This is a genomic window from Paenibacillus sp. FSL R5-0623 (assembly GCF_037974265.1).
In the GTDB taxonomy this organism is placed as follows: Bacteria; Bacillota; Bacilli; order Paenibacillales; family Paenibacillaceae; genus Paenibacillus.
The window spans coordinates 277910-304688 of sequence record NZ_CP150233.1 but is presented as its reverse complement, the minus strand read 5'-3'; the positions used below and the strand labels follow the sequence as shown (position 1 = coordinate 304688).

Annotated in this window: 19 protein-coding genes and 1 riboswitch; of the genes, 11 read left to right on the top strand and 8 right to left on the bottom strand. The window is 46.3% G+C overall.

Going from position 1 to position 26779, the window contains the following annotated elements; genetic code table 11:
• Positions 1-112: 112 nt before the first annotated feature.
• Positions 113-931, bottom strand: a complete 819-nt coding sequence (locus tag MKY92_RS01365; protein ID WP_339298843.1) for an endonuclease/exonuclease/phosphatase family protein — start codon at positions 929-931, stop codon at positions 113-115.
• Positions 932-1211: 280 nt separating this feature from the next.
• Here MKY92_RS01365 and MKY92_RS01360 point away from each other — a divergent pair, with 280 nt between their 5' ends.
• Together MKY92_RS01360 and MKY92_RS01355 are read left to right on the top strand one after the other, a co-directional pair.
• Entirely contained in the window at positions 1212-2990 is a 1779-nt protein-coding gene (locus tag MKY92_RS01360; RefSeq protein WP_339298842.1) for a hypothetical protein, read from the top strand.
• Between the two features lie 5 nt (positions 2991-2995).
• Positions 2996-6016 (top strand): DEAD/DEAH box helicase, encoded by a 3021-nt coding sequence (locus MKY92_RS01355; RefSeq protein ID WP_339301637.1) that lies wholly within the window; start codon positions 2996-2998, stop codon positions 6014-6016.
• A gap of 105 nt (positions 6017-6121) precedes the next feature.
• Here MKY92_RS01355 and MKY92_RS01350 read toward each other — a convergent pair whose 3' ends face one another.
• Positions 6122-6586: a hypothetical protein gene (locus MKY92_RS01350; protein ID WP_339298841.1), complete on the bottom strand. Its 465-nt coding sequence runs from the start codon at positions 6584-6586 to the stop codon at positions 6122-6124.
• Between the two features lie 383 nt (positions 6587-6969).
• Here MKY92_RS01350 and MKY92_RS01345 point away from each other — a divergent pair, with 383 nt between their 5' ends.
• Positions 6970-7653, top strand: a complete 684-nt coding sequence (locus MKY92_RS01345; protein WP_339298840.1) for a type 1 glutamine amidotransferase domain-containing protein — start codon at positions 6970-6972, stop codon at positions 7651-7653.
• A 104-nt stretch (positions 7654-7757) separates the two neighbouring features.
• On the opposite strand, the gene MKY92_RS01340 is transcribed toward MKY92_RS01345, so the two are convergent.
• The 4 genes from MKY92_RS01340 to MKY92_RS01325 all read right to left on the bottom strand — a co-directional run bounded on the left by MKY92_RS01340 (position 7758) and on the right by MKY92_RS01325 (position 13142).
• Positions 7758-8717, bottom strand: a complete 960-nt coding sequence (locus MKY92_RS01340) for a 2-keto-3-deoxygluconate permease (protein ID WP_339298839.1) — start codon at positions 8715-8717, stop codon at positions 7758-7760.
• Positions 8718-8723: 6 nt separating this feature from the next.
• Positions 8724-10181, bottom strand: coding sequence for a family 1 glycosylhydrolase (locus MKY92_RS01335; RefSeq protein ID WP_339298838.1), 1458 nt, complete (start codon positions 10179-10181; stop codon positions 8724-8726).
• A 48-nt stretch (positions 10182-10229) separates the two neighbouring features.
• On the bottom strand, positions 10230-12158 hold the full coding sequence (locus MKY92_RS01330) for a beta-glucoside-specific PTS transporter subunit IIABC (protein WP_339298837.1): 1929 nt from the start codon (positions 12156-12158) through the stop codon (positions 10230-10232).
• A gap of 138 nt (positions 12159-12296) precedes the next feature.
• Positions 12297-13142, bottom strand: coding sequence for a PRD domain-containing protein (locus MKY92_RS01325; protein WP_339298836.1), 846 nt, complete (start codon positions 13140-13142; stop codon positions 12297-12299).
• A 327-nt stretch (positions 13143-13469) separates the two neighbouring features.
• Here MKY92_RS01325 and MKY92_RS01320 point away from each other — a divergent pair, with 327 nt between their 5' ends.
• The 7 genes from MKY92_RS01320 (at position 13470) to MKY92_RS01290 (ending at position 21996) form a co-directional block, all read left to right on the top strand.
• Positions 13470-14006 carry a sigma-70 family RNA polymerase sigma factor gene (locus MKY92_RS01320; protein WP_339298835.1) on the top strand — a complete coding sequence of 179 codons (537 nt, stop codon included), beginning with the start codon at positions 13470-13472 and terminating at the stop codon, positions 14004-14006.
• Entirely contained in the window at positions 13990-15114 is a 1125-nt protein-coding gene (locus tag MKY92_RS01315; RefSeq protein WP_339298834.1) for a DUF4179 domain-containing protein, read from the top strand. The genes MKY92_RS01320 and MKY92_RS01315 overlap by 17 nt, the downstream gene beginning before the upstream one ends.
• Before the next feature lie 34 nt (positions 15115-15148).
• Positions 15149-15730, top strand: a complete 582-nt coding sequence (locus MKY92_RS01310) for a VanZ family protein (RefSeq protein WP_339298833.1) — start codon at positions 15149-15151, stop codon at positions 15728-15730.
• 201 nt (positions 15731-15931) lie between these two features.
• Positions 15932-16564 carry a uridine kinase gene (udk, locus tag MKY92_RS01305; protein WP_017691162.1) on the top strand — a complete coding sequence of 211 codons (633 nt, stop codon included), beginning with the start codon at positions 15932-15934 and terminating at the stop codon, positions 16562-16564.
• Between the two features lie 111 nt (positions 16565-16675).
• Positions 16676-17005, top strand: a complete 330-nt coding sequence (gene csaA / locus MKY92_RS01300; RefSeq protein WP_062837691.1) for a chaperone CsaA — start codon at positions 16676-16678, stop codon at positions 17003-17005.
• A 333-nt stretch (positions 17006-17338) separates the two neighbouring features.
• Entirely contained in the window at positions 17339-18616 is a 1278-nt protein-coding gene (locus tag MKY92_RS01295) for an S-layer homology domain-containing protein (RefSeq protein WP_339298832.1), read from the top strand.
• 437 nt (positions 18617-19053) lie between these two features.
• Entirely contained in the window at positions 19054-21996 is a 2943-nt protein-coding gene (locus tag MKY92_RS01290) for a DUF5704 domain-containing protein (protein WP_339298831.1), read from the top strand.
• 372 nt (positions 21997-22368) lie between these two features.
• Here the strand turns inward: MKY92_RS01290 and MKY92_RS01285 are convergent.
• A protein-coding gene (locus MKY92_RS01285; protein WP_260411030.1) for an IS3 family transposase occupies positions 22369-23696 on the bottom strand; the annotation gives its coding sequence in 2 pieces (ribosomal slippage) (positions 22369-23327 and positions 23327-23696; 1329 coding nt in all).
• Between the two features lie 471 nt (positions 23697-24167).
• Positions 24168-24360, bottom strand: a riboswitch (cobalamin riboswitch).
• A 76-nt stretch (positions 24361-24436) separates the two neighbouring features.
• Entirely contained in the window at positions 24437-25264 is an 828-nt protein-coding gene (locus MKY92_RS01280; RefSeq protein ID WP_339298830.1) for an AraC family ligand binding domain-containing protein, read from the bottom strand.
• A 203-nt stretch (positions 25265-25467) separates the two neighbouring features.
• On the opposite strand from MKY92_RS01280, the gene MKY92_RS01275 reads away from it, so the two are divergent.
• Positions 25468-26769, top strand: a complete 1302-nt coding sequence (locus MKY92_RS01275; RefSeq protein WP_076320072.1) for an alpha-glucosidase/alpha-galactosidase — start codon at positions 25468-25470, stop codon at positions 26767-26769.
• Positions 26770-26779: the final 10 nt, after the last annotated feature.

The following is a 26779-nucleotide window of genomic DNA, read 5'->3' as shown; positions in this document are numbered from 1 at the left end:
AATGATTTAGAATGTGAAAAGCCTCCGGCAACTTCCCTTAACAGGAAGTCAGCAGAGGCTTTGTTTCGTATTGGCGGTGATATCACCTTTATAGTTTATGGTCACACGGCTGTTATATCTCTACAGCGACACCAAAATGGTCAGACACGACCGGTCCGTTTTTACCGTTCAAGACCACGGTGGAAGATTTAGCCTGAATCGGACGATTGGAGAAAATATAGTCAATCCGAAGATCGCGTTTGTTATCTGCCCAGCCGGCAATGGCCTTCACCACAGTTGCTCCTTCATCCTTTTGCAATGCTGTGGTGTAGAGGTCATTCCATCCTTTGCTCATCATATAATCATAGCCTTCATCACGCACTTCCGCGACATTATTGAAATCACCCATTATATATAACGGCTGGTCCATGTAGGGGGCAAGCTTGCTCTCCGTCAACTCCCACTGTCCCTTGAAAGGTTCCTGCGCATCATCCCACCAGTTATAATGTCCGTTCACAAACCAGGTTGCTTCACCTTGAACGACCGTCTCGATTCCCACAATCTTGCGTGTACGGTAATTGTTATAATCCCTCATGTGAGACACGTATTCCCCAAAAGCCTGCTTAATCGGCGTCCGGCTAAGGATCGCCAGTCCTTCATCGTACTTTTGGAACCCAACATGCGCGGGAATCCACGTCCAGTAATATTGCTCTGTCAGCTGCTGAAGCAGGACGTAGGCATAGTTGTCTTTTTTAATCACAGCGTCGGATTCAGTAACATAATACATCTTCAGTTCTTCTTCAGAAAGCGCCGCTTCCTGCATGGATTGGTTGACCTCCTGCATGGAGATCACATCGAATTGATGTGTATTAATAAAATCAGCCAGTTGACTGATCTTGTTCAGTTGATCCTCTTCCGCCCAAGCGTGTGTGTTTAACGTAAGTATTTTCATATGCTCTCTCCTGTTGTGTGTAATATGGCCGTTTCCCCGGCCTGCATCGTTCCTGATAGGAATACATACCATAAGCATACACAATATGGTGCATTCTTGCATGTCAGCCGCCAGCAGAACCGACGTGTTCATCCTGATTCCTGTTGGTCTAAAATAACTTCAAATTCTTCATAACCCATGCACGGATTGGCTCATAACTGATATGATGGATACAACAAATTTACAACATCACGTCATAGACGTGGTGACTACTGAACCTATGTTTACCCCAGGAGATGGAATGATGAACATACCGAATAACATGAGGATGGATGATGCGCAGTGGCAACAGTTGATCAGGCAGGTTGCAGAGCATTTTAATAACCTGACGATCATGCGCGGATTCCAATATTATAAACAGAAACGTGTCGGACCATTAACCTATTCCGAACAACAAGGGATTTCGGCCGTTGTACAAGGATCGGAAGAATATGAGGTCACCCTGAGCATGCAATCCCTGACTACAAGTCATTGTACCTGCCCGGTGAGTTCCGTATGCAAACATATGACGGCTGTATTAATGAGTTATGCTGAGCAACTGGAGCGACCTGTCCATGCGATTGTGAATGCACACTCCAGTACTGCGCTTAAACAAACGACCAAAGCCGTTGGGGCCATGTCCGCAGGACTATCCAGCTACACAGAAGCCGATGAACAACAGGATATGGACATTCCGGACAACCAATACAGCCAGATCAAGGAACGTGCAACAGAGCTTGCTGATCTCGAAATCTCGGAATGGCATGAGTTATTCCACTCCTGTCTGAAACGGCTGGGTACCGGCACAGCAAGCACATCCTACGTACAGGAAGCAACGGACGAGCTATATGCCATTAAACCAAGGCTGTCCGCTGCAATGGACCAACTTTTTGAACTACATGTACAGCTGCACCTCATCCGATTCTGCGTGCCACCGGCCCGTAACTCCATCACGCATACCCCCGTGTACTTGAGTTACCCTGCCCAGCTCGCGGTGGATGCACTTCTGAAAGACATTGAGCGGATTTTTAACCATCCACTAGACCTGTCAGGTCTAAAGGGAAACAAGCTTGAACAACTTTGGAGCAGACTGGCCGAAACCTCGGCTTATTTACGCAAACAGATGATGTCTGAGACAGCCAGCATGATGTTCTTCACTCCGATCTATCGACAACTGTGGTTAAACTGGATTGTGCCTGAGCTTCAAGAGTCTCAGGACATGCTGAAATCGGAACAGACTATTTTAAATGATATAGAGCGCAATATAACCGCCGCTTCGACACCTCACCATTCAGGTGGAAGTGTCTTGGATAGCGCTCAAAGTAATGGAAGTAGTAGTGAGAGAGCAAGCAAAGCCGTAACACTGCCCCTGCCGCTAGTACTCGCGCAGAGCTGGATGCACTTCCATCTGGGGCAGGATGATCAGGCGTGGCAACGACTCGTCCATGGAAGCTCGGCCTACGGTTTCCCGCCAGAACATCTGCTGCATTTTCTCCATGTACTCGCAGATTCGGCTGAATGGAAAAGGCTTGGGGATTGGTTGGTACAACTTGGCCCCCTTCTGGCGAATCGGCGTAATACACCTTTGAATGATTACATGCATCTATGGGATACGGCCATTCAACATCTGCCCGATGCAGAGAACCGTATGTGGGACACGCTTGTCAGTATGCTTCCCCACTCCCGCCCCGCCTACGAGGATGCTATGCATTCGCGTGGACAGTGGCGCAGATGGATTGATTTTCAACTGAGTACGGGAACGGAACCTCTCGAATTCCGCGTAGCGGTGCTGCAACCGATCGAAAAAGATGCACCTGAACTGCTGCTCCCCTTCTATCATCAGGCGGTAGAGCGTTATATCGGACACAAAAACAGGGACGGATACAAGGCAGCGGTGAAGCTGCTGAAACGCCTGTCCAAAATCTATAAAAAGTTGAAGCAAGAAGCGCACTGGGAGCAGTTCATCACCACACTCGCCGTTCGTAACAGTCGGCTGCGTGCCCTGCAGGAAGAGCTTCGGAAAGGTAAACTGATCTCATGAGCTTAATTCATCCTTACACTGAAACGATTGAGGTTCACGTCGCTTTAACCGGATATGGCGATGCTTTGTTTTACGGAGCACTCAACACACACCACTTTGTATCAGGACAGTCGCTGAAGCAGCGATTGTTCGCCTGGCATGCGCCTTCCTTCTACGGGACCGAACTGGAAGTTCGGCAGATTGAAGAGATTGAGCTGGTTGTTCTGCCAGCGGAAGAAGTAATTCCCTTCTTTGCCGAGATGCATACCCTGCTTCATATTGAATGGAAGTGGGACGAGCAAGCGGAACATCTGATTCGACTAGCTCCCGCGCTCGCAGCATCTATCGAAAAACGCAAATACGTACCTAGCTTCGAGGCCTACCGTGCAGGACAGCTTCAGTGGACCTGGGACCCGGATAGCTTGAAAAAGCAGGATCGAGCATCGCTTACCAAGGCGATTCATCAGACGGACGAGAGTTATGCCGAAGGACTCGGGGCGGCCTACTCCGCCTTTGTATTCCAGCGCTGGTACAGTTCAGAGGAAGCGGCGACCGATCTACGGCGTGAATTCCCGCAGTTGTTCCCAGAGCGTGGCACTCTCCCTAAGACAGCCGGAATGGACGCCCAGTCCTGGCTCGTATCCATTGGTTGGAAAGCAGATGCAGCACCCTTCAGACCCATGCTGCAATTGCAGGAGCCAGATGAGGATGAGCCATCATGGCGACTGCGACTGGTATTACAGAATAAGCTGGATGCCGCCGTATTGGTACCAGTCATGCTGGATTCACGGGGTAGGCTTGAAGGGGAATGGCCAGAGGTATGGACCCCCTTCGTTCTGGACCGCTCTGCCGGATGGCTGGATCAACTGCGTGCACATCTGCCGCGTCTCGGAGGTTCCATTAGCGGTAGACGCGATGTGCTGAGTGATCCTTTGGGAGATCAGGAAGCCTGGCAGTTCCTGACGCAGGATAGCGGGCGGTTGCTCGCAGCGGGCTGGCAAGTTCTGCTGCCTGGTTGGTGGGAAGCAGCCCGTAAGAAGAAACCAAAGCTGCGTGCCAAGGTTCAGCCGGAGGAAGGCAGTGAGCGGGGACAGTCGTTCTTTGGACTGGACTCGATTATTCATTTTGACTGGCGAATTGCGATTGGTGACACGGATCTTAGCGAAGATGAATTCGCCGACCTTGTTGCCCGTAATGAACGATTGGTTCGCTTCCGCGGAGAATGGGTTCCTCTCGACCCCGACCTGCTGGAACAGATACGTCGTGCCATGGGCGGTGTAGATCGGGAACAGGGACTCTCATTCCAGGATATTCTGCACCTGCATCTGCTGCACAATGAACAGCGCGAATATCGCAATCAGAAATGGAAGGAAGGACAACAAACCGAGGAAGAGCAGCAACCGCAGGATAATGAGAACATTCGGCTGGAGGTTGAACTGAACGAACACCTTAATCGGGTTATCGCACAACTGGGTGGTGGACAAGGTGGCGCGCCTTCTCTGCCCATTCCGACAGGGCTTCATGCCGAGCTGCGATCGTATCAGAAGGAAGGTTTTGCATGGCTTGGTTTCCTGCGCAGATTCGGACTAGGGGCATGTCTTGCCGATGATATGGGTCTTGGGAAAACCATTCAGTTCATCACGTATCTGTTACACATCAAGGATCATGAACCACGTAAGCCGGGACAAGCCCCGGTACTTCTGATCTGCCCAACTTCCGTACTGGGCAACTGGCAAAAGGAAATTAGCCGCTTCGCACCCTCCATTCATGTCAGTCTGCATTATGGCGCACGCCGATTAAGTGGAGAAGAATTCCGGGAGCAGACCGAGCAGGTGGATATTATTATCACGTCCTTTGCTACGGCTACACTGGATCAGGAGATGTTACAGACTTATACGTGGTCATGCATCTGTCTCGATGAGGCACAGAATATCAAGAATGCTCAGACCAAACAGTCGCTGGCTGTCCGCAGCTTCCCTGCGAAACACCGCATTGCCATGACAGGTACGCCGATCGAGAATCGGTTGTCCGAGCTGTGGTCGATCTATGACTTTATCAATCCAGGATATCTGGGCAACCCCCGAGCATTTCAGACTCGCTTCATTAGTGCCATAGAGAAGGATAAGGATGAGCAACGGATGCAGGATCTTCAACAGCTCGTGAAACCGTTCATGCTGCGCCGTAAGAAAAAAGATCCAAATATCCAGCTTGATCTGCCGGACAAAAATGAGATGAAAACTTACATTCACCTTACGGGCGAACAAAGTGCATTGTATGACCAATCCGTGCAGGCCCTGATGGATAAAATGAAAGAATTGGAAGGTATCAAGCGCAAAGGTGCGATCCTCTCAGCCCTAACTCAGCTTAAGCAATTGTGTGACCACCCGCTGCTGCTGACAAAAGAAGCTTTGCCGGAGGAGCTGCCCGAAGACGGTGCACTGACATCTGCTTATGATGTGTACAGCCCGCAGGATATGGCGATGCTAATCAGCCGCTCTGCAAAGCTGGAACGACTGATGGAGCTTGTCCGTGAATTACGGGACGAGGGCGAACGATGCCTGATTTTCACCCAATACATCGGTATGGGACAGATGCTGCAACAAGTACTACGTCAGGAGTTGCAGGAGCCTGTATTGTACCTGCACGGGGGTACGTCCAAAACGGCGCGAGATCGCATGATTGAGGAATTCCAATCCCGTACATTGCCTGAGGATAAGCAACCGTCCGTCTTCATTCTGTCCATCAAGGCTGGCGGCGTGGGATTGAATCTGACCGCAGCCAATCATGTCTTCCATTTTGACCGCTGGTGGAACCCGGCTGTTGAGAACCAAGCTACCGACCGGGCTTATCGGATGGGTCAGACTAAGGATGTTCAGGTGCATAAGTTCATCTCTCTTGGCACATTGGAGGAGCGAATCGACGAGATGTTGGAGAGCAAACAGCAGCTCAGCGATAACATCATCACAAGCTCCGAGAACTGGATTACCGAATTGTCGACGGATGAGTTGCAGGATCTGTTCACTCGGCGTCGTGACTGGTCGGGCTAACTTGGATTAGATGATATATATCATAAAAAAGAGAAAAAGAGCGAAGTTTCGGAAAGTAAATTCCGGCTTCGCTCTTTTTGTGTTGTTGCAGTTAATTATCCGTTCTTAACGCATGTTACCGATGATGGATGATCTTGAATCCTGCATTTTTTTGACAAAGTTTGTCATTACATCAAACGCTTCATTGCGCTTGTTAGACATGGACTGCAGACGAAGCATGTCCATCTGTTGGGAGTTGCCCGCAGCATCAATTTGGCCTTTCAGCTTTTGAACAGTTGCTTCATCCCCGTTTTGCTGGGCTATCTGCAACTGAGAGTTCAACTCCGCGATCTGTTGATTACGGTTCTGTACCTCCTGGATTTGCGTTTGCAATTGCGCATCCAGCAATTTGGTACGTTCGCTCTGAACCATCATCAAAGCTGTTTCGATATCCATACTGCTAATGTTGATAGGTGTTACGCCAGAGATGTTGGAGACTGAAACTGTGCTCGCTGAAGCTGAAGAGACGATGGATACTGCAGCAACAGCAGCAACCACTGTTGAAGCGAAAAATTTGCCTGAACGTTTCATGAATGTTCCTCCAAGTATATATGTAATTTGTACCAGTTTCTCGTTGGCATCTTCCGCCATTCTAAATCAAAAGAACTAGTTGTTCAATCAAATTAACTTCAAATTTGATTTAATTACGATTTTCCTCACACACGCCTACCTCCGCTTACAATTTGAGTAAATTAAGTAGGGCATAATAAGTAAAACTGCATTCTTACGGGCATATTTACTACTACTAGATTGTTCTTTACTCCTACGCTTGAAAGTCACATTGGAGATCGACGATACGTTCATGATTTTACTTTAGAAAAAGGTTATGTTATATTCGATAATAGATTTTACACAATTTAATTTTGTGATAATTAATATAAATTGATGTTATATATTTTACGGGAGGTTTTTATATGAAAAAGATACTGGTTGTTCTAACAAATGTAGATAAGTATGCAACAAAGGACGAGCCTACTGGCTTGTGGCTGAGCGAAGCAACTCACTTTATTGAAGAGTTTGACCATAATGACAATGTTCAGATCGATCTGGTTAGCCCTAAAGGTGGGAACGTACCACTTGATCCGAAAAGTCTGGGCGACTCTCTGGATGACAGCACCAGAGCCTATTTCGAGAACGAAACATTCATGAACCAACTGAAGAACACGTTGAAACCTAGCGAAGTAAATGCAAGTGACTATGATGCGATCTACTTCACAGGGGGCCACGGTACGATGTGGGATTTCCCGGACAATGCTGAACTGCAAGAGCTTTCTCGCGATATCTATGAAAAAGGTGGCGTTGTATCCGGCGTGTGCCACGGGGTTACAGCCCTGCTGAATGTGAAGTTGTCCAACGGCCTGCTTCTAATCAACGACAAAACGGTTTCCGGCTTCACGAATGAAGAAGAAGCATTGGCTCAACAAACCGAGTATGTTCCTTTCCTGCTGGAAGATGCTTTGAGAGAACGTGCTGCACAATACGATAAAGCTGCTGCCTTCAGCTCCTATGTCACAACAGATGGCCGCGTGGTCACAGGACAGAATCCACAATCCAGCAAAGCTGTAGCTGAAAGTGTTAAACAACTGCTGGGTCTGTAAAATAAACCGATCGATCCCTCTCCTCCCCCAGGAGATCATATAGATGAACAAATCAAAACAGCACGTGATCCGTCATGACCTGACAGAACACATGCTGTTTTTTTCTAGTGATTTGTCGAAGCAGAAGTTTCCGTCGCTGTTCCTCCCGTCAAACGCTTCACGATATAAGGCACGGTCACCGACGTCAGGATCACGGCAAACGCAATCTGAGCGATAGCTGTGTCCACATATGGCGCATACACCGGATTGAATTCGGCAGCCATCGAAGGCACCACCATGGATAATCCAGCAACCGAACATGTCGCAGCCGCTGCGTAACCGGGCCGTCTTAATATCGTGCGATCGATTCCAATGAGCGGCAACATGCAGATCAGCAAAAATAACACCGTGACCAGCAAGCCGGACAGACTGGACTGAAATGCAATACGCAGATCAATATTGGACCCAAAGCTTGTACCCAGGAAAGGCAGCAGAATCAGTGTTCCCGGAGCGAACATCTTCTGGATGTTGCTGTCCAGGTTACCAAGCATTATGCCAATGAAAAAAGGCACTAGCGTAGCAAGTACACTAAGGTAATCGATACCGACACCGCTTGCCGAATTCAATATCATAACCGGAATAACCGGCACGGCGATCAGATTTAGAATGCCAAACGCAGCACGATCCACATCATCTCCATATGTGTTCATCAAGGCCAGATATAATCCCGGATTACAACTGGTCAGCACGGCGATGAAGGCTACCGCAGACACTCCACCGAACCCACTTATGCCAAAAAAGTGTACAAACGCCCATCCGAACAGGCAGCTGATGAGGATACGTGATATACAGAGCACCCCTGCTCTCTTCAAAGTCACCAGAAGCTGTGACAAGTTAAGCTGTGTTCCTGATATCAGTAATATCATACCGATCAGCACCATGGTACCTTTTGATGTGAACAGCGCTGTTGTTGGATCTCCGATCTGAAAAAACGATGGAAACACCGTGTTGATGACCGCGGCGGCCAGCATAGGAACAATCAGCAAGCCGCCGGGTATTTTTTTGATGCGACCCAAAATGTTCATGGTGCGTTACAGTTCTGCTCCGTTGGTACGGATCACATTCTGATACCAGAAGAACGAATCCTTACGATATCTTTTCAGCGTACCATTGCCATAGTCGTCCTGATCGACGTAGATAAATCCGTACCGTTTGCTCATCTCGGAAGTCCCTGAACTGATCATGTCGATGGGCCCCCACATCGTGTAACCCAACACTTCGACCCCATCCGCAATGGCGAGTCCCATCTGTTCGATATGTTTGCTCAGGAAATCAATTCGGTAGGGATCGTTGATCGTTCCATCTTCATTCAGCTTATCGTAGAAGCCTGAGCTGTTCTCCAGAATGAAGACAGGCTTTTGATACCGATCATAGACGAGATTAAGCGTATAACGCAGGCCAATCGGATCAATCTGCCAACCCCACTCGTTAGCGGGCAGATGCGGGTTTTTATATACACTGTGTACATTGCCTGCCGTTAGTTCGAGCTGCTCTGTATCACTGCTGGAAATCATCGAGTTGTAATACGACATCCCCACGAAATCAGCTGTATGTGCGCGAATGCTATCCAGATCGCCATCCTCGATGTTCAGCTGGATCTCCTTGTTTTTGAAATACGTTTTACTATAGTAAGGGTACTCGCCTTTATTGAGCACATCGAGATAGAACTGATTTTTCATCTGATCATCCTGTTGCATCTGAAGCGCATCCTCCGGCTTGCAAGTGTAAGGATACGTTGTGAAATACGCGACCATACTTCCGATCTGGTTATTCGCATCGATCTCATGAGCCATCTTGGTTGCTCTGGACGCAGCTACAAATTGATGATGCAATCCCTGGAACAACATTTCCTCATAATTTGGAGCATCATAATCAATGATGCCCAGCGTCTTGGCCGATGCTTTCACGCTCATGTTGATCTCGTTGAACGTCACCCAATATTTCACTTTGCCCTTGTAGCGATTAAACAGCACATCACAATAGTTCACATACAGATCGATCAGCTTGCGGTTATACCATCCTCCGAACTTGTCCATCAGTACAATTGGTGTATCAAAGTGGCTGATGGTGATCAGGGGCTCCATTCCATGTTTAAGACATTCATCAATCACCTGATCATAGAACTCTAGTGCCTTTTCGTTCGGAGCGGCATCGTCGCCACCCGGAAATACTCTGGCCCATGAAATGGAATAACGAAATACTTTGAAGCCCATCTCGGCAAACAAGGTGATAACCTCACGGAAGTTATGATAAAAATCGATACCCCGACGCTTCGGATATTTAATCGTATCCGGGTCATTCCTGGCCTCTTCAATCATCTCCCAATTCACTCTGATCTGCTTGGTCACCTTGCGATCGTTCTTCTCGTTGAACTTCATCACTTCTGGAATGGTCAGGCTCTTGCCATCTACATTATAAGCTCCCTCGGCCTGACAGGCAGATAGTGCACCGCCCCACAAAAAATCTTTTGGAAAATTGGAATTCGTCATTTTAGTTTCCTCCTGTTATTACGTATGATTAAGGTTTTATTTCAAGTTTTAAGGGATCAGCTTCATTAGCGCTTCGCTCTCCCCAATCGGGCCGCTGGTCGCTGTAGTCAGCACATCTCCGTACTGTTGCATGTTGGTAACGACAATGGATGTAATGGTGTTATAGCCTGCTGACGTAATGCCTTCTGGATCAAATTCCACCAATAAATCGCCGGCCTTGATTGTCTGCCCCTGTTCGATATGGGCGTTAAAATATTTCCCTTTCAGACTGACGGTATCCACCCCGATATGAATCAGGATCTCGACACCATTCGCAGCTTTCAATCCGATGGCATGTTTGGTGCGATAAAGTGCTTCGACTACCCCGTCAAATGGAGCGTATACCTTGCCATCTGTCGGAACAATCGCAATGCCTTTACCCATTAACTCTTGGGCAAATGCTTGATCTTCCACCTCAGAGATCGGTTTGATCTCCCCTGTCATTGGACTAACGATAAGCATGTCCGAAGATGTGGATGTCTGTGATGATACGGATGCTGGAGTCACCTCTGTGGCAACGGCTGGCTGATTGCTGTTTACTTTATCCGTAGCTTGCTGCTTCGATTTACTTCCATCTGTATCTTCCTTGATGCCCGCCAACAGCGTGAACACAAACCCGAGTACAACTGCGGCAATACAACCAATAACGACATACATGTAACGATCCGATGAATACGTGCCAATGGCCAATACACCTGGCAGTGAAATTGCATTCGCTGTTGTATGCACCAAGCTGTAGAATCCACCGACTAATCCGCCTGCCAAACAACCTGCGAAAAACGGACGTTTGTATTTCAGCGTTACACCATAGATCGCCGGCTCGGTAATCCCGAACAACGCGGTGAATCCACTGGAAGCAGCTGCTGATTTCATCGTTTTACTCTTCGTCAGTACAAACACACCGAAGGCTGCTCCAGCCTGAGCCAAATTCGCGGCCAATGCCGTTGGTAACAGCACGGTTGCACCCAGTGTAGCCACTTGTTGAACCTGAATAGGCATGATCGCATAGTGCATACCAAACATGACCATAATCGGTTTGAAAAATCCAAGAATGGCACCAGCAAGAACACCTGCGGTTGAGAACAATGAGTTAATGCCATTGGTCAACCAGTCACCGATATATGATCCTACTGGCCCAAGCACGATTAATTCCACTGGAATCATGATGAACAAAACAATCATTGGGGTAAGCAGGACCTGTAGAAACTTGGGAATCACTCGATTGACGATTGGATACACATAACTCATGATCCATACCGCCAGAATGATGGGAATGACGGAAGAGGAATATTTCATCAACAGAATCGGCATGCCGAGAAAATCAATACTGTTTACACCTGTCTCAGCAATCTGAGCCGCAGCGTTCAAAATAGTTGGATGCATTAATCCCGCAGCAAGAGCTACCGCCAAATAGGGATTGGTTTTGAAACGATTTGCTGCACTAACAGCCAGGAAGAATGGCATGAAGTAGAAAATACAGTCCCCGATCATGTTAATAATCGTCAGGAAACCGGAGCCTTCCAGGTAACCCATTGCAGTTATAACGGTGGCCAAACATTTGATCATCCCGCAACCAACAAGTGCTGGCAGAACAGGCGTGAATATACCTGCGATGGTTTCAAGCACTACGTTGACGGGGTTGCGTCTCTTTTTCGGTCCATTGTCTGTAGACTCTGTAAGCTCGCCAATCTGGTCAGAAGTCAGATTTTTCATTTCACTGTAGACTGCGTCTACTTTGGCACCAATGACAATCTGAACCTGTCCCCCGGAATTCTGTGCCTTAAGCACACCTTCGAGCTGATCCAGCGCCTTAAGGTCTGCTTTGCTATCATCCTTCAATACGAATCTCAAACGGGTTGCACAGTGTGTCAGACCCGATATATTTTGCTCGCCGCCAACGAGATCAAGTACGTTTTTAGCCAAGTCTTTGTTGTTCATGACCCTTCTCCTCTACATGAATAAATTGAATATATAAAAAATGACCAAGCCGGGGAATCGTCATTCCCTACGCTTGGTCATGCCTGATCGAATCAGTAACAGTCCAATATGGATTATTCGGTTAGTTCCTTCACTAGTTCATTCCGTTGGTTCATTCGAAATCAATCGTTGGATATGCAGAATCAAATATAACTTTTCATCATCAGAACAGGTCCAGCCATAGTTATTTTTCAGGAAATCAGCAATCTTCTCCACACAAGCGAGTTCTTTCGGAAACTTCTCCTTCACCATCAGGAACAAAGATTCATTCTCGTCTTTGAGCGACTTACCGCTCATCTGCCGCATGATGAAGTATCTGATGTGTGTTGCAAATCGCATAAAGTGAATGGAGTCTTCCTGAAAATCAATTTTGAGAGCATATTTGATCACGGACAGGATCTCGCCCGTAACTGTGGTTACCTTGGTGGTATCCGTCATCTCTCCCGAGCCTACCTGTGCATTGACAAAATGTAATGCGATCAGTGTTGTTTCGGCTGTTGGCAGAGCCATATCCGTTTTTTCCTGAATCAGCTTCAGCGCAGCCTCCCCCACCCGGGTCTCGTCCGGATAGAGTGTCCGCACTTCCCATTCAAGTGGATTTTTGATACGGATGCCTTCTTTGGTTCGGGTTAATGCAAAACTGATATGGTCAGACAGGGTGAGAAGCAGATTCGGGTTAAATGTTTTATTCAGGATCTGACTGCCCAGCTTGATGACTTCCTCCGCCAGATAAATATCCTCAATCGGAATACTGTTCAGCAGATCATACATCCGGATGTTCTTCGGTGCTACGAAAATTTTCTCCACCAAGTCCGTCTCCGTCAGCTCGTAAGGCGTTTTCAGGAATCCTACACCCTTGCCTACCACAAATACCTCTTCGCTATGTTCATTAATAGCAATCGCCACATTGTTATTCACTTTCTTAATAACCTTCAATGTTCTCACCCCCCCAACAAAATAAAAAAAGACCGAAAGCGATTACAGTAAAGCAATCGAATTCGGTCATGCCTGGTTTCCCCAGTAACAGTCCGTGTTATGAATATAAGTTTATTATAGTGCTGTTTTTGAAAAAGTCAATCATCCAATCTTAGGCAATATCAGCCTCTCTTCTATTGAAGGGAACGCAGAGACCCGATACGTCATATATAACAACGCCCTTTTTTAAAACTATAAAAAGAAAATGTGACCATATGCCCTGCCCGCCAGTCTAATTCATATAAAAACCAGCCAAGTGCTGGCTTCATCCCTCCAATACGAAAGGAGCTGTTATCCATGGGTTCAACCGATCTCGTTAACCAGGCCATCCAAGGAGATCGTGAAGCCTTTATCCGGCTTATTCGAGACATTGAAAACTCTTTGTACAATACCGCAAAATCCATGCTGCGAAAAGAGGAGGACGTGGCCGATGCCATTCAGGAGACAATTCTGAACGCATACAAATCGGTGCATACACTCCGGGAACCCCGGTATTTTAAAACCTGGCTGTTTCGCATCCTCATCAATGAATGTAACACGATGCTGTCCCGCCGCGCTCTCTCCACCGCTTATGCGGAAGTACCTTCAGAAAAGCGGGAGCATTCCAGTCCCTACGACGAGGTCGATATGCGAGAAGCGGTAGACCGTCTGGAGGAATCGAAACGAATTGTTGTCATTTTGCATTATTTTGAAGACCTGTCCCTCCGTCAAGTCGCCGATGCCCTGAATATTTCCGAAAGTGCAGTGAAAATGAGACTTACTCGGGCAAGGCAGGAGTTATATCAAAAATTCAAAAATTTTCGGGAGGTAAACTTACATGTCAAACCCGTTTAATATCGATCAGGAATTAAAGAACCAAGCGAAGGAGCGTCCTCTGATGTCTGAACTCGTTCGTAACCGGATTGATGCCACACTGGAATCTCTGCCGACGTCACCAAACACATTGAAAACGGAACAGACTTTGCGCTCCAGTCGCCGGAACAAGCGATGGCACAAGGCTGCAGCCGCGACGATCGCAGCCGGAGTGTTGGGCGTTACCGTATTTGCATCCGGCTTTGTATCACCGGCCATGGCTGCCTCCTTGCGCAATATTCCACTCGTGGGCAGCCTCTTCAGCTCTATAGAAGCTGATATGGGTCTGCGAACGGCGGGCAACGAAGGCTTGACTACCCCTGTTAACAGTAAGGTTGCTTACCAGGATGTGAAGCTCGAAGTGCTTGAAGCGGTATATGATGGTACACGTGCTGCGTTTCTGGTTCATTTCACTGCGCCTAATCTGAATCAAGGCGAATATGACAATGGCAAGGACATCGTGAAACTGAGCAGCGGAATTGAGAATGTCTTTTTCAAAGTGGACGGGACCCGTCCGAATAGCGGACTGTTCTATAGTTCGGTAGGAGAAACGCAGCCAGATACACTGCTCTTTGAACAGGTCATTTCCTCCGATCAGGGAACGGCACATTGGCCGGATCAGTTCGACGCCAAAGTTCAATTGACATTGCAGGGCATCGATCATGAGTTCGAGCTTACGGTTCCATTTGCCAAATCAACAGAAAACATTCATCAGGTTCTGCCTAACACAGCCATGACCAACGATCTGTATACGGCCGCTGTTACGGAAGCTGAGGTTACCCCTGTCACTACTCGCCTAACTACTGTTATCAGTTTGAATGATAAGAATACTCTTACGGCAAAAGAGCAGGAACAGCTGAGTCACATCGGATTTGCCGTCTATGATGATCAAGGGCGGCAACTGACCTCACTTAGCGGCGAGGGCACCTATAAGGGAACCCAATTAACATCCGAACGCATATATGCCACAACTGCCAAGAATATAAAATATCTGATAGTGAAACCTTTTGAGATCAAGGATGACTTCGCTGAAGAGGTTAAAGATAAACAATTCATCAAGGGATTGGAAATGAAGATTCAACTTCAATAGCCTAATATCATTGCCTTATCGAAGGAGCCATTCCATGTCCATCCAATATTCAATCTCATCTCTCATCGTACTTGGTCCGTTATTCGTTCTGGTCCTGCTCGCCCTGATGCTCCATGCCAGGGTGAGCAAAACCAGGTACACGGTCAGACATTATGTGTCGATGCTCGCATTTGCCATATATATGTTGGGCGTTATGCATTTTGTATTTTTCCCTATCGACGTGAACATCGGAATCTATGCCAATCAGACCCCATGGTATCAAAGCATTCAATGGATTCCGCTCCTGACCGCGGATACACCAAGCTTTCTCCTTAACATTGTGCTGTTTATGCCACTGGGGTTCATGCTTCCTTTCATAAAGCCTTGGATTCATTCGATGCGAACAGCAGCATTAGCGGGATTGGCTCTAAGTATCCTCATTGAAATAACACAACTCATGCTCCGAGTAACCTTGGGCAACGGTCGCAGTACCGATCTGAACGATATAATAGCCAATACAACAGGAAGTGTACTTGGTTATGTCATCCTGAATCTGTTCACCAAAAGTTCCATCGGCCAGCGCCTAATGGCCCTATGGGAGTCACCACGGGGAGTATCATCCAAAGATATGCAGTAAAATGAATATGAGCATGCATAACACCCCTTGAAGGCAAAACATGGTCCATACACCAAGATGAAAAAAGTCGTGTGCTATGGTACAATGAAAGAATTGTGTATTCAGAGACAGACATGTGGATAAAGGCCATGAACGAAGGATTTCTGATATGCTTTTATCCATTCATCATGCTGCCATTTTAGGGAGGCTTATGGAACAACCATGCTCATTATTGGTATCGCCGGAGGAACCGGCTCCGGTAAAACGACGGTAGCTCGCTCCGTCATAGACCGTCTGGGATCAGGTAAGGTTACTTTTATATCCCAAGACAATTATTACAAAGACCAGTCGCAGCTCACACCTGAGCAACGCCGACTCACCAATTACGATCACCCGTTTGCATTCGATAATGATCTGTTGATTGAGCATCTCACCCTGTTGAAAAAAGGCCAAGCGGCGTATGCTCCCGTATATGACTTCACCATAGATAACCGTGCTGCCAATGAGACGGTTGAACTGGCACCGAACCATATTGTCATTGTAGAAGGATTGCATGTGCTGATTGATGAACATCTTCGCAGTCTGATGGACATCAAAGTATTTGTTGATACCGATTCCGATGTGCGGATTTTACGGAGAGTACTGCGGGACATTGAAGAACGCGGACGCACGATCCAATCCGTGTACAAACAATATCTCGAAACGGTAAAACCAATGCACGATGCTTTTATCGAGCCATCCAAAAAGTATGCCGATATCATTATTCCAGAAGGCGGACATAATGAAGTAGGTATTCAGATGTTATCCATCCTCACCGAGAAATACCTCACCGGGGAAAATTGGAACGGCGCTTAATTTGCTGCAATGCAACACAACAGAAATCCAGGTTACGATACAGCGTAATCTGGATTTTTTGTTGATTTTTCATTTATAATAGTCCTCATAGTTGAAAGGAGATCTACCCCTATGGCTACTTTTGAAGAGTTCATGCAGCATGACATCCGGGTTGGTACCGTGGTGGAAGCCGAACCCTTCCCCAAGGCTCGCATACCCGCTATTAAAATGACGATCGACTTCGGACCACTTGGTCTTAAACGTTCCAGTGCTCAGATTACCCAGCGATACACGCCTGACATGATCATTGGCAAACAGGTCGTTGCTGTAGTTAATTTTCCACCCCGGCGGATTGCCGGTTTTGTCTCTGAAGTACTTGTGCTGGGCGGCGTGCCTGGTGAAGGCGATGTTGTCTTGCTCACACCGGATAGCCCATTACCTAATGGAACACCGATAGCCTGACTTTATTTGGAGTAAGAAGAATATGGGCTTTTCAAATGTTTGGAAATCGAGTATTCTTGATTTATTGATTATTGATGGAACTACATATGTTAGAGACCTTAAAGCATAAGGCTATGAATCTGCGGATTCGTGGCCTTTTTTTGTGTTTTTTGAGGAAATATAGGTCTGGAGCATTAGTAGAAGTTGTGTGGAGAGGAGGAAATATATTGAAAAATCATACCAACAGCCTAGTTATACATGGTAGAATATTGATTATTATTACAAATTTAGTATCTAGTAGCCTGAAAAGTACATATCAAGGAGAGAAATTCACAATTGAGAGGAGTAAAATTCATGAAAAAAATGATGATTTCCGGCGTAACGGCATTAGTTTTATTAACAGGGGGTATCGTAGGTTTTGGAGGCGTTGGGAGTTCTGTAGAAGCCGCACAGGCTGCAACTACATTCAAGGACGTTCCTTCTACACACTGGGCATCTTCAGCAATTAATTCGGCCGTGGAACAAGGTTATTTCAAGGGGTATGCCGAAGGGACATTTAAACCAAGCTCACCGGTCACCAAGGCTGAAATGGCAAGTATCCTGGGACGTTTATCCGACCAGCCTAATGCATCAACACAAGAACAAAACAATTTCACAGACATACCCGAGTGGGCAAAAAGTGGTGTCTCTACTGCTATAGCAAAAGGTTTTATCAGCCCTTCTAATTATAAGGGGAAATTGGATGCACAAGCCGCTCTTCAACGAGGCGAAATGGCTATTTGGCTGACGCAAGGGCTAACCGTGGTTGATCCTGAGTACAAACAAGCACTCTCTGATGTGACCAACACCGTTGTGCCTGCAAAGGAATATTTCACAGGTAAACTCGCAAGCGCTCAAAAAAATGCAGTAGCCGTTGCCCTGGGAACAGGACTGATGAGTGTGGCAAACGATAAAACATTTGGCGTTGATCGTACCACCACTCGGGCGGAAGTAGCAGTATTGATCGCCCGATATGCAGCAGTTGCCAAGACAAAACCTGCCGATTTTCAGGGTCTGAATGAGCTGCGGGCGGTGGGCTTGACGGGGACGAATTTGAGTATTATTGCGCCTAAGTATCAGAAGACACCAGAGAAAAAATTTTCACCCAACATGGACTACAGTGAGGTTACAGACGACTTCTCGAAAGTTCGCAATAAAAATATTATTACAGATACTAAATATGCCGATCTCAAGATAAAAAATTGGATTATTGTTAATACCTATGCGAAGGATGCGGAAAGAAGTATTTTTTACCCTGTTTTTGTAGATGAAGGATACACCCTCGTAAGAGGAGCTTATTATTCTTTTGCAGAGCTTGAATTGAGCGTGAAAAGTACTACTATGAATACACTTCAAGCCGGAAGTTTACTTAATTCGGCAACGATTAATCCCATGAACTCTCCAAATTCAAAAGCCTTTGCAGCATATGCTGGGCCTGTAATTAATGATTTCACAAAAACTAGAGGTGTATTCGCTGTTAATAATCCAGTCTACTGGAGCAGAGGACTTCTACATTTTGATAAAGAGCTGATTTCTGCTGTGAGTCTTGTGACCAAAGAAGGACCCGCTTACAGCGTAATAGCCACAGATTAGAGGGATTAAATTTGACGAGGAAAAAAGCTATTAAAAAAATGATGTTGTTCGTGTTATCACTCGTAGTACTTGTATCATCAGTAACTCAAGTCTCTGCAGGTGGAGGGCCTGGAATTAAACCTGAATTAAACACATTCCATATGGAGCCTTCTACACCTGCGAAGTCACAAAAAAAGGTTATCCCTGTTGAAGGGAAAAAGAAAACTAATATAGGTGTATATATTTACCAAATTGATAATCTAAAATGGAAGGTTGATGGCCATTGCAATAACATCGAGCTAGAAAACGACCCTACCAAAAATCTTCCGGTATCTTCAACAATCTGTGTCGATCTTGATTTGAATAAAGATGTTTATATTCCGACTGAGTACTTTGATAAAGTAGGTGAATCACATTCTTCTGCGGAAATAGCTGATAAATCTAACGAACCTCACTACATGGATAATACAGCTTACTATGAGCCTGGGTTGCCCATTTTAGTTTCTGTTGAATCTTTTACAGGTCGTAACACAAAATTCACCACTCAAATTGGTGGTGCTATTTCACCTATCAAAACGGAAGAATATTCCCCATCCAAATGGAATGCTGACTATCAATTCAACACAGATTTATATTGGCGGGCCTTTGCCGAAATAACCAAAGAAATCAACCTCACCTCTGGCGGGCAACTTAGCTTGAACCAGTCCAAACAATTGAATGCAACGGTCAAAACGAAAACGGGAGATGGGAATTTTGGAGCCGAGACCAATGTAAACACTGGCAGCGGTGGTACAACCACATGGGAATCTTCCAATCCTGGTGTTGCTACCGTTAGTAACTCCGGAGTAGTTCATGCTGTCAGTAGGGGAACTACAACCATCACCGTACTGTGGAAGAAAGATGGATTTCAGTTAACTACCACAATAAACATTGGTGTTGAAGAGAACCCAGGTACGGGCGGGGGCGACGGTAACGGAGGCGGTGGTGGAGGTTGCACGCCAACGATTGGACCACCTTCTGCTGGAACCATCATGAGCATGAATGATCTTGATCCAGATTCTAACGGTGTTATCAAGTCAGATAACAGAGATAATGAGACATTCGATGTATTAAAAGGTATCCCTACTTCCGAGTCAATCTACACAAATGCCCTTGCTGATAATTACCTATTTAAACAAGCTTGGGCGAAAATGAGCGGTAAAGTTACATACAACTGTAATATCACAATCTCGTATGACAGAGAATGGACAGTACCTGGACCAGAAATATGTGATGATGATGGTTGTACACCAGGACCACCTTTACCCGCGAATGACACAGTACCTAAGCCATACACTTTCCAAATCACAAGAGACTACTCCTACTGGAAAATTAACAATCTGGAAGTATACAAGATCGCTAAAGCAACCATGAATAATTACGCTTTGCCCGGTGAGACCGTTACGATGAATCCAACAGGATACACACCACCAACACTGGATTCTAAAAATGATGAATCCGTAGAAAGCCATGTTCGACCAGGGCAAACCACTTCAATCTCATATACTCCACCCAAATTAACAGGTGGTTTAAACCAACCTCCCAGTGTGCCTGATGATACATCACGGTTAAAAGGAATGGCTGAATCCAACACACCTCAAAGTAAAGTGAAGAATGATTTGGTGAAATTCAACAACACAACCATTATGAATGATGTGGAAGCAACCAAAGATGGACCAACGCCATTCAATATTCCTAATCCAACAACGATTGGGCGTGATGTGCTGTACAAACCGGGTAATATGATCAGCAATTCCCTGCTGAATAAAGCAAACACTACAAGCTCTGGTGAAATCTATTATGATTTGCTACCGGGTAACGTGAATGGCGGCTCCAATAAAATATTACCGATTAACGGCATCAACACCGTCACGGTACACACCCCTGTCGTCAACTACGCCTGGGTATCGGATGATCAGCCGCATAATCAGAAAACCGTACCGGACCCAGCCAGCGCTGCACTCATTCTGGAACGTCCGTTCATTGTACGAATTCCCACATCGGGACAGCACTTGGACGCAGCAAGTTATCCCGGTTATGGGAATCGGGACTATGCCAAATATTTTCGAATCAAACAGGTACAATTCCCGTTTGATGTCTACAACGCAGACCGGAGTCAGTTTATCCCTGCCAAGACATGGGTCGATATTCCGGTCAATCAACTGGATACCACATTCTATCTCCCTGTATGGGTAGACGAAGGCAAATATCACATTGTATTCCGTAATATTGCAGAGAATGCACCTGCAAACTTTACCGAGCAACAGGATGCCAATACCAATCTGACACATCATGTTGCAGCAGATACCGTACCGGTAGATGTGATCGGAAGGTTATATGATTTTCACGTCACTGATATCTCCGATTACAACTGGGAAAATGTATTTCGCAAGCGATTGGGTAGTCCCGACCCAACGGGCCTTAGCTACTGGGCAGGGATGAATAGCATTGATGGTGATCCGAGAGGTAATCTGGCTCCATTTGTATTGCCTATTCGACCAGGAAGCCATCCGGTGCAGGGATTCGCTAACGCGACTGTGAAGACGGGGTACCATTTCAAGTTCGGTCTGAAGACCAAGGGCAATATGTTTGGCAAACAGGATGGTATTCGTATTACACCCACTTTTGCTTTTGTGAGTAAAGACGGGTCATCCCGACAAGAAGTGGATCTGTACTACCATCGAGGCCAGGAACGTCTGATCCGTATTGGATCGGCACAGGATATGGAGAAACGCTTTGTTGTGCTGAACTCACGGCTTCGAAATGTACCCGGCACAGAGTTAGGCGATACAGCGCGTTATCAGTATACTTATGAGCTGACAGCGGAAGAACGCAACCAGCGTACGTTGGCAGAACATATGGTTCGCCTGGTCGATCAGACTTCCCATCAAAAAACATGGGTAGGTCGTTATGACTGGATGATCCTGTCTGCTCCGATTCGTACACTCATTGGGCCGAAAACGGACATTCCTTCCGGGGTCAACGTGGACCGGGCCAATGCAGCAATCCAACGCTGGTACGGGGAGTATAGCTTGCCGGCCGATGTATATGCCGTACCAAAAGGGACGGATCTCGAACCCCTTGCACTACAAAATCAGATGGATGAGAAATCGAATGTTTTTCTAAAGAATGGTTATATTGTGGTTAACTTCAACATGGAGAGCCTGCGGAATGGAAATACAGAGGCGCCCCATCTGCAATATATTCACGCACCTCTGATGAATCAATGGCAGATGGAAGGTTTCAACAAAACGCCAACAGACAGTCAAGGCAGAACCTGGCCCCTGAAGGATGGCGACATTGTCTTTTACCATGCTGATCAGTCCAGCCGGAACGATTTTCAATCCCAGGTACCACACTAGTTTAAATCTCTCATGTCAGTACGACTGGCTAAGCAGATGTAGCCAACTGCATGTGGACCGAAGAGTCTATATGCGGAGTACCTCTCCAAAATAAGACTGAATATCTGTAAAGCGATAATCACCCAATGAAGCAATCAATAAATATATGATGAAATAGCCCTGAGGGGCCAGATAAAATACTATGCAGCCTGCGCAGAAATATGGTGTACTGAATGACATAGGTGTACTGAACCACATACGATAAAGCATTCACAAGTGATTCCAGTGTCACATCCCAACTACACACAACATGCCTGTTATACAACAAAAGGGTTATCCTGAAGTCATCTATGGACTAAAATGTACCCCTTGTAAAGGACAAATTAAAAAAGGTTAGGCTGCTTCAAGCTGCTGTCTGTATCGCGCAGGCGGCAGCTTGTTTAAGTTCCATTGACCTCGATAATGATTGTAATAGATCATGTAGCTTTTCACTTCTTGCTTAACCTCTTCCAGGGTCATACATGTTTTGAAATTCGTTTCATCTTTAAAATGCCCAAAGAAGGATTCTTGTGGAGCATTGTCCCAACAGTTTCCTCGACGCGACATGGATTGACCTAGCCCCATGTTCTTCACAAGCTTTTGAAACTTTGGGTTCGTATAGTGAAATCCTTGATCCGAATGAATCAACGCATTCGAGGTGAGATGACGATGCTTTTTGAGTTGTTTCAACGTCTCCATCGCAATGTCCAAACCGAGTGAAGCAGAGACTTCATAAGCTAAAATCTCATTACTTTCAGCATCTTTAATGGTCGATAGGTAGGCTCGCTTATTTTTCCCATACGTTAAATACGTGATGTCTGTTAATAGTACCTTACCTGCAATCCCTTGCTTAAAAGCTCGATTTAACGTGTTAGGACAGGTTCGATGCTCTTGGGTGGCCTTGGCCATACGACGTGCGGGATTCGCTTTGCGAATCGGACAAACGATGTTGTACTTTTGCATGACACGACGAATTCGCTTGAGATTGTATGTGACTCCATAGTGGAGCTCCAGCGTCATTTTGATTTGACGGGCACCTTTCTTTCTTCCACGGTAATGGTAGGCTTTCAGAACGATTGCTTTTACTTTCTGATCGTCTTGTTCCTGATTTTGACGATGTAACCGAGCATCTTTGCTACAATATTGGTAATAGCCCGAACGTGAAACTCCAGCAATTTCACAAAGAACATGCACCTTGCGTTGGAAAGGGTATGTATGCATCATCTGTTGAATCAGTTCGAATTTTTGCCGCGTACTTAGTTGGATGTCTTTTTTCTCATCTGCCTTTCGAGTTGATCGAGCTTTTTTAAGAATTCATTCTCCGCTTCAAGCCATTTCATTTTCGCTTCCAAACGGGCATATTTTTCTTCAAGACTTAATTCACGGGTCAGCGGACGGCCTGAGGCGTGTTTTCTACCGTCAGTTAATCCAGTAGGTCCTTGTTCTTGAAAAGCCATACGCCATCGATTGGAAGCCTTTCGAATCCGGGTAGCACCCAAGACGTCAAGGGGAAAGCCTGCTTCCTGAAAAATCTCACGGGGAAGCGTACCTTGACTGTATTCTTGAATAAATCGTTCTTTGAACGCATCCGTGTACGTAATAGCTTTAGCACTGACATTTTTCACATAGGGATTTCTTCTTAACTGATCTTGCTCTTGAGTTGTAAAGTGTTTTTTTGACATTCGCTTGACCACCGCTCGTTTTTTTATTCATTGTACACAAAAAGACCCTACAAGATGACCTTTTTTAAAGTGTCCATCTTATAGGGTACATTTTAGACTTCTGGGGTAACCCTTCTTGCATCATTCTCTTTTTATAACCTTACTTAGACTATAAAGAAAACCCGCACATTAGTATTATCCTGACAGACTTTCTCCAGGAGACAGGTAGGTTAGCAGGAACGTGATGCCGAACAATACGACAACCAGTTGTAATAAACGCTTAACGATATATCTGCTCAAGTGCTCAAACATCCTTCCCCACAACTTTATGTATGTGCCATGATGTTCTCCGTCCACAGCTCCGCTGAAAACTTATAAATTCTATCAAAAAAGGCGTCCCTCTCCGTGTTACTGGATGAGGACGCCTTAAATAAACAGATTTTCAGAAAAGATCATGCTCTCTAAACACCTTCCTATCTCCCGTAAGGTACTACTGTGTTTGTTAAACCTGGCAGGTCTCCTGGCTCCAGAATCATCGTCATTGCAGCTCCTTCCCGGTCTAAACCAGTGGATTATCGCTACCTGACTCCTCTGTTACAGTGACGGGACCGCGCAGGTATTACACCAGACTTCCCTATTAAGCTTCCACCCTGATGGGCAAAGCACCAAGTTCCACATATTCAATTACACTTCTGTATCAGAATAGCGGGACGACGATTAATGATCAAAACTTTCTTTTAAATTTGAAGCAATAGGTGCATCTAATCTCGATTTCTCGAACCCTTTGGAGACACACCCGTCACTCGCTTGAACATCTTGGAAAACAGTAATGGGTCTGTATAGCCAACCGAATGTGCCACTTCACTGACCGACAGCCCTGGATTCTGAAGAAGTTCGGCAGCCCTATTCATACGGTACTCCAGGAAAAAGGACTGTAGCGACATGCCATATCGCTCTTTGAACAATCCCGATAGATACGTGCGATCCAGCCCCACAGCTTGGGCAATATCCAGAATGGAGGTTCGCTGACTGTACCTGTTCTCCATAAACTGCACCGCCTGCCGGATGTACGTCTCTTTGTTTGAAAGGAGCTGCCCTATTTCCTCCTCCACAGGCGAAGAAGAGATTAATTCTGCCATTAAGCGGTACAAGAGACTCTGGTTCAACACATCACCTCCCGGTCGCGTGGAAGCTTGGACCATCTCCGTATACAACTGTTCCATCGTATTTGTATCCTGGGCATCATATATCGGGCGCTCCGGGCTTAATTGGGCACGTTGCATGAATGCTTTGGCTTGTACGCCTTTAAAACCAAACCACGAATACGTCCAGGGCTCCTGCGGATCTGCCTCATAATGAATAAGTGTATCCGGGAGAATGACAAACCCCTGTCCCTCGGTAAGTTTGAATTCCTGATCCCCCATGTACACGGTGCCCCGTCCTTCATGGATGTAGTGCACAATGTAAGAATCACGTACACCCGGTCCCCAATAATGCGCAGGATCACATGCCTCCCACCCAAAAAACAACAAAATCAGCTCCATCTGTGTCCAGCCGGCGGGAACCACATTCATCTCAATGCGACTCACTTTTTCGCCCCCCTCCTTATTGCCTTCCGCGGTTCACCATCTGTATGTCTAAATAAATTATAACAGCTAAAGTACACAATTATTAGTTGAAAACGGAAACAAAAATGGGATTATGCCATGTTTGAGAGGGGTTGAACCATAGTTATATGTGCCGAATCGGCCTATAGTTGGGGTACAACATTTTTCAGGGAGGCTAAACTTAAATGAATAAAATTACGTTCCTCGGTGCAGGCAGCACTGTCTTTGTTAAAAATGTATTGGGTGATGTCATGATGACTGAAGCACTGCAAGATTTCGAGCTGGCATTATTCGATATTGATGCTGAACGTTTGAGCGACTCAGAGCGTTTGTTGACCAGTCTGGCCCGTTCACTCGGAAGTCGTTGCGTCGTGAACGTATATCATGACCGCAAAGAAGCGCTGCGCGGAGCCAAATATGTCATCAACGCCATCCAGGTCGGTGGATATGATCCATGTACTATTACGGACTTCGAGATTCCGAAGAAATATGGACTGCGTCAAACGATTGCAGATACACTCGGCATTGGCGGAATTTTCCGTAACTTGCGGACGATTCCGGTCATGCTGGATTTCGCCCGAGATATGCAGGAAGTATGTCCAGATGCGTGGTTCCTGAACTACACCAACCCGATGGCCGTGCTTACCAACGTCATGAATGTGCATGGTGGGATCAAAACCGTAGGATTGTGTCATAGTGTGCAGGTATGTGTACCACATCTGTTTGATGCACTGGGGATCGATCAGACAGGTGTTGTGGCTAAGATTGCAGGGATCAACCACATGGCGTGGCTGCTCGAAGTTACCAAAGACGGGCAGGATCTGTACCCCGAGATTAAACGTCGGGCGAAGGAAAAACAGAAGGAACAGCATGACGACATGGTTCGTTTTGAGCTGATGCAACGTTTTGGCTATTATGTAACGGAATCCTCTGAGCATAATGCCGAGTACCACCCTTACTTCATCAAGCGGAATTATCCGGAGCTGATTGAACGCTTCAATATTCCACTGGATGAATATCCCCGCCGCTGTGTGAACCAGATTGAAGGCTGGAAAGAAATGCGTACCAAACTGTTTGCCAGCGAAAATATTGAACATACCCGCAGCCGTGAATACGCATCGCATATTATCGAAGCGATGGAGACGAATAACCCGTACAAGATTGGCGGAAACGTTATGAACAACGGACTGATTACAAACCTGCCGCGTGAGGCATGTGTCGAGGTACCTTGTCTGGTCGATGGATCAGGAATCAGCCCTACGTACATTGGTGATCTGCCTCCACAACTCGCGGCATTGAACCGGACAAACATTAACACGCAACTGCTGACAATTGAAGCGGCAATCACTGGCAAAAAAGAACATATCTATCACGCCGCCATGCTTGATCCACACACGGCTGCCGAGCTATCTATCGATGACATCGTAGCGATGTGTGATGAGTTAATTGAGGCTCACGGCGACTGGTTGCCAAAATACACGTCATAATACAAAAGCA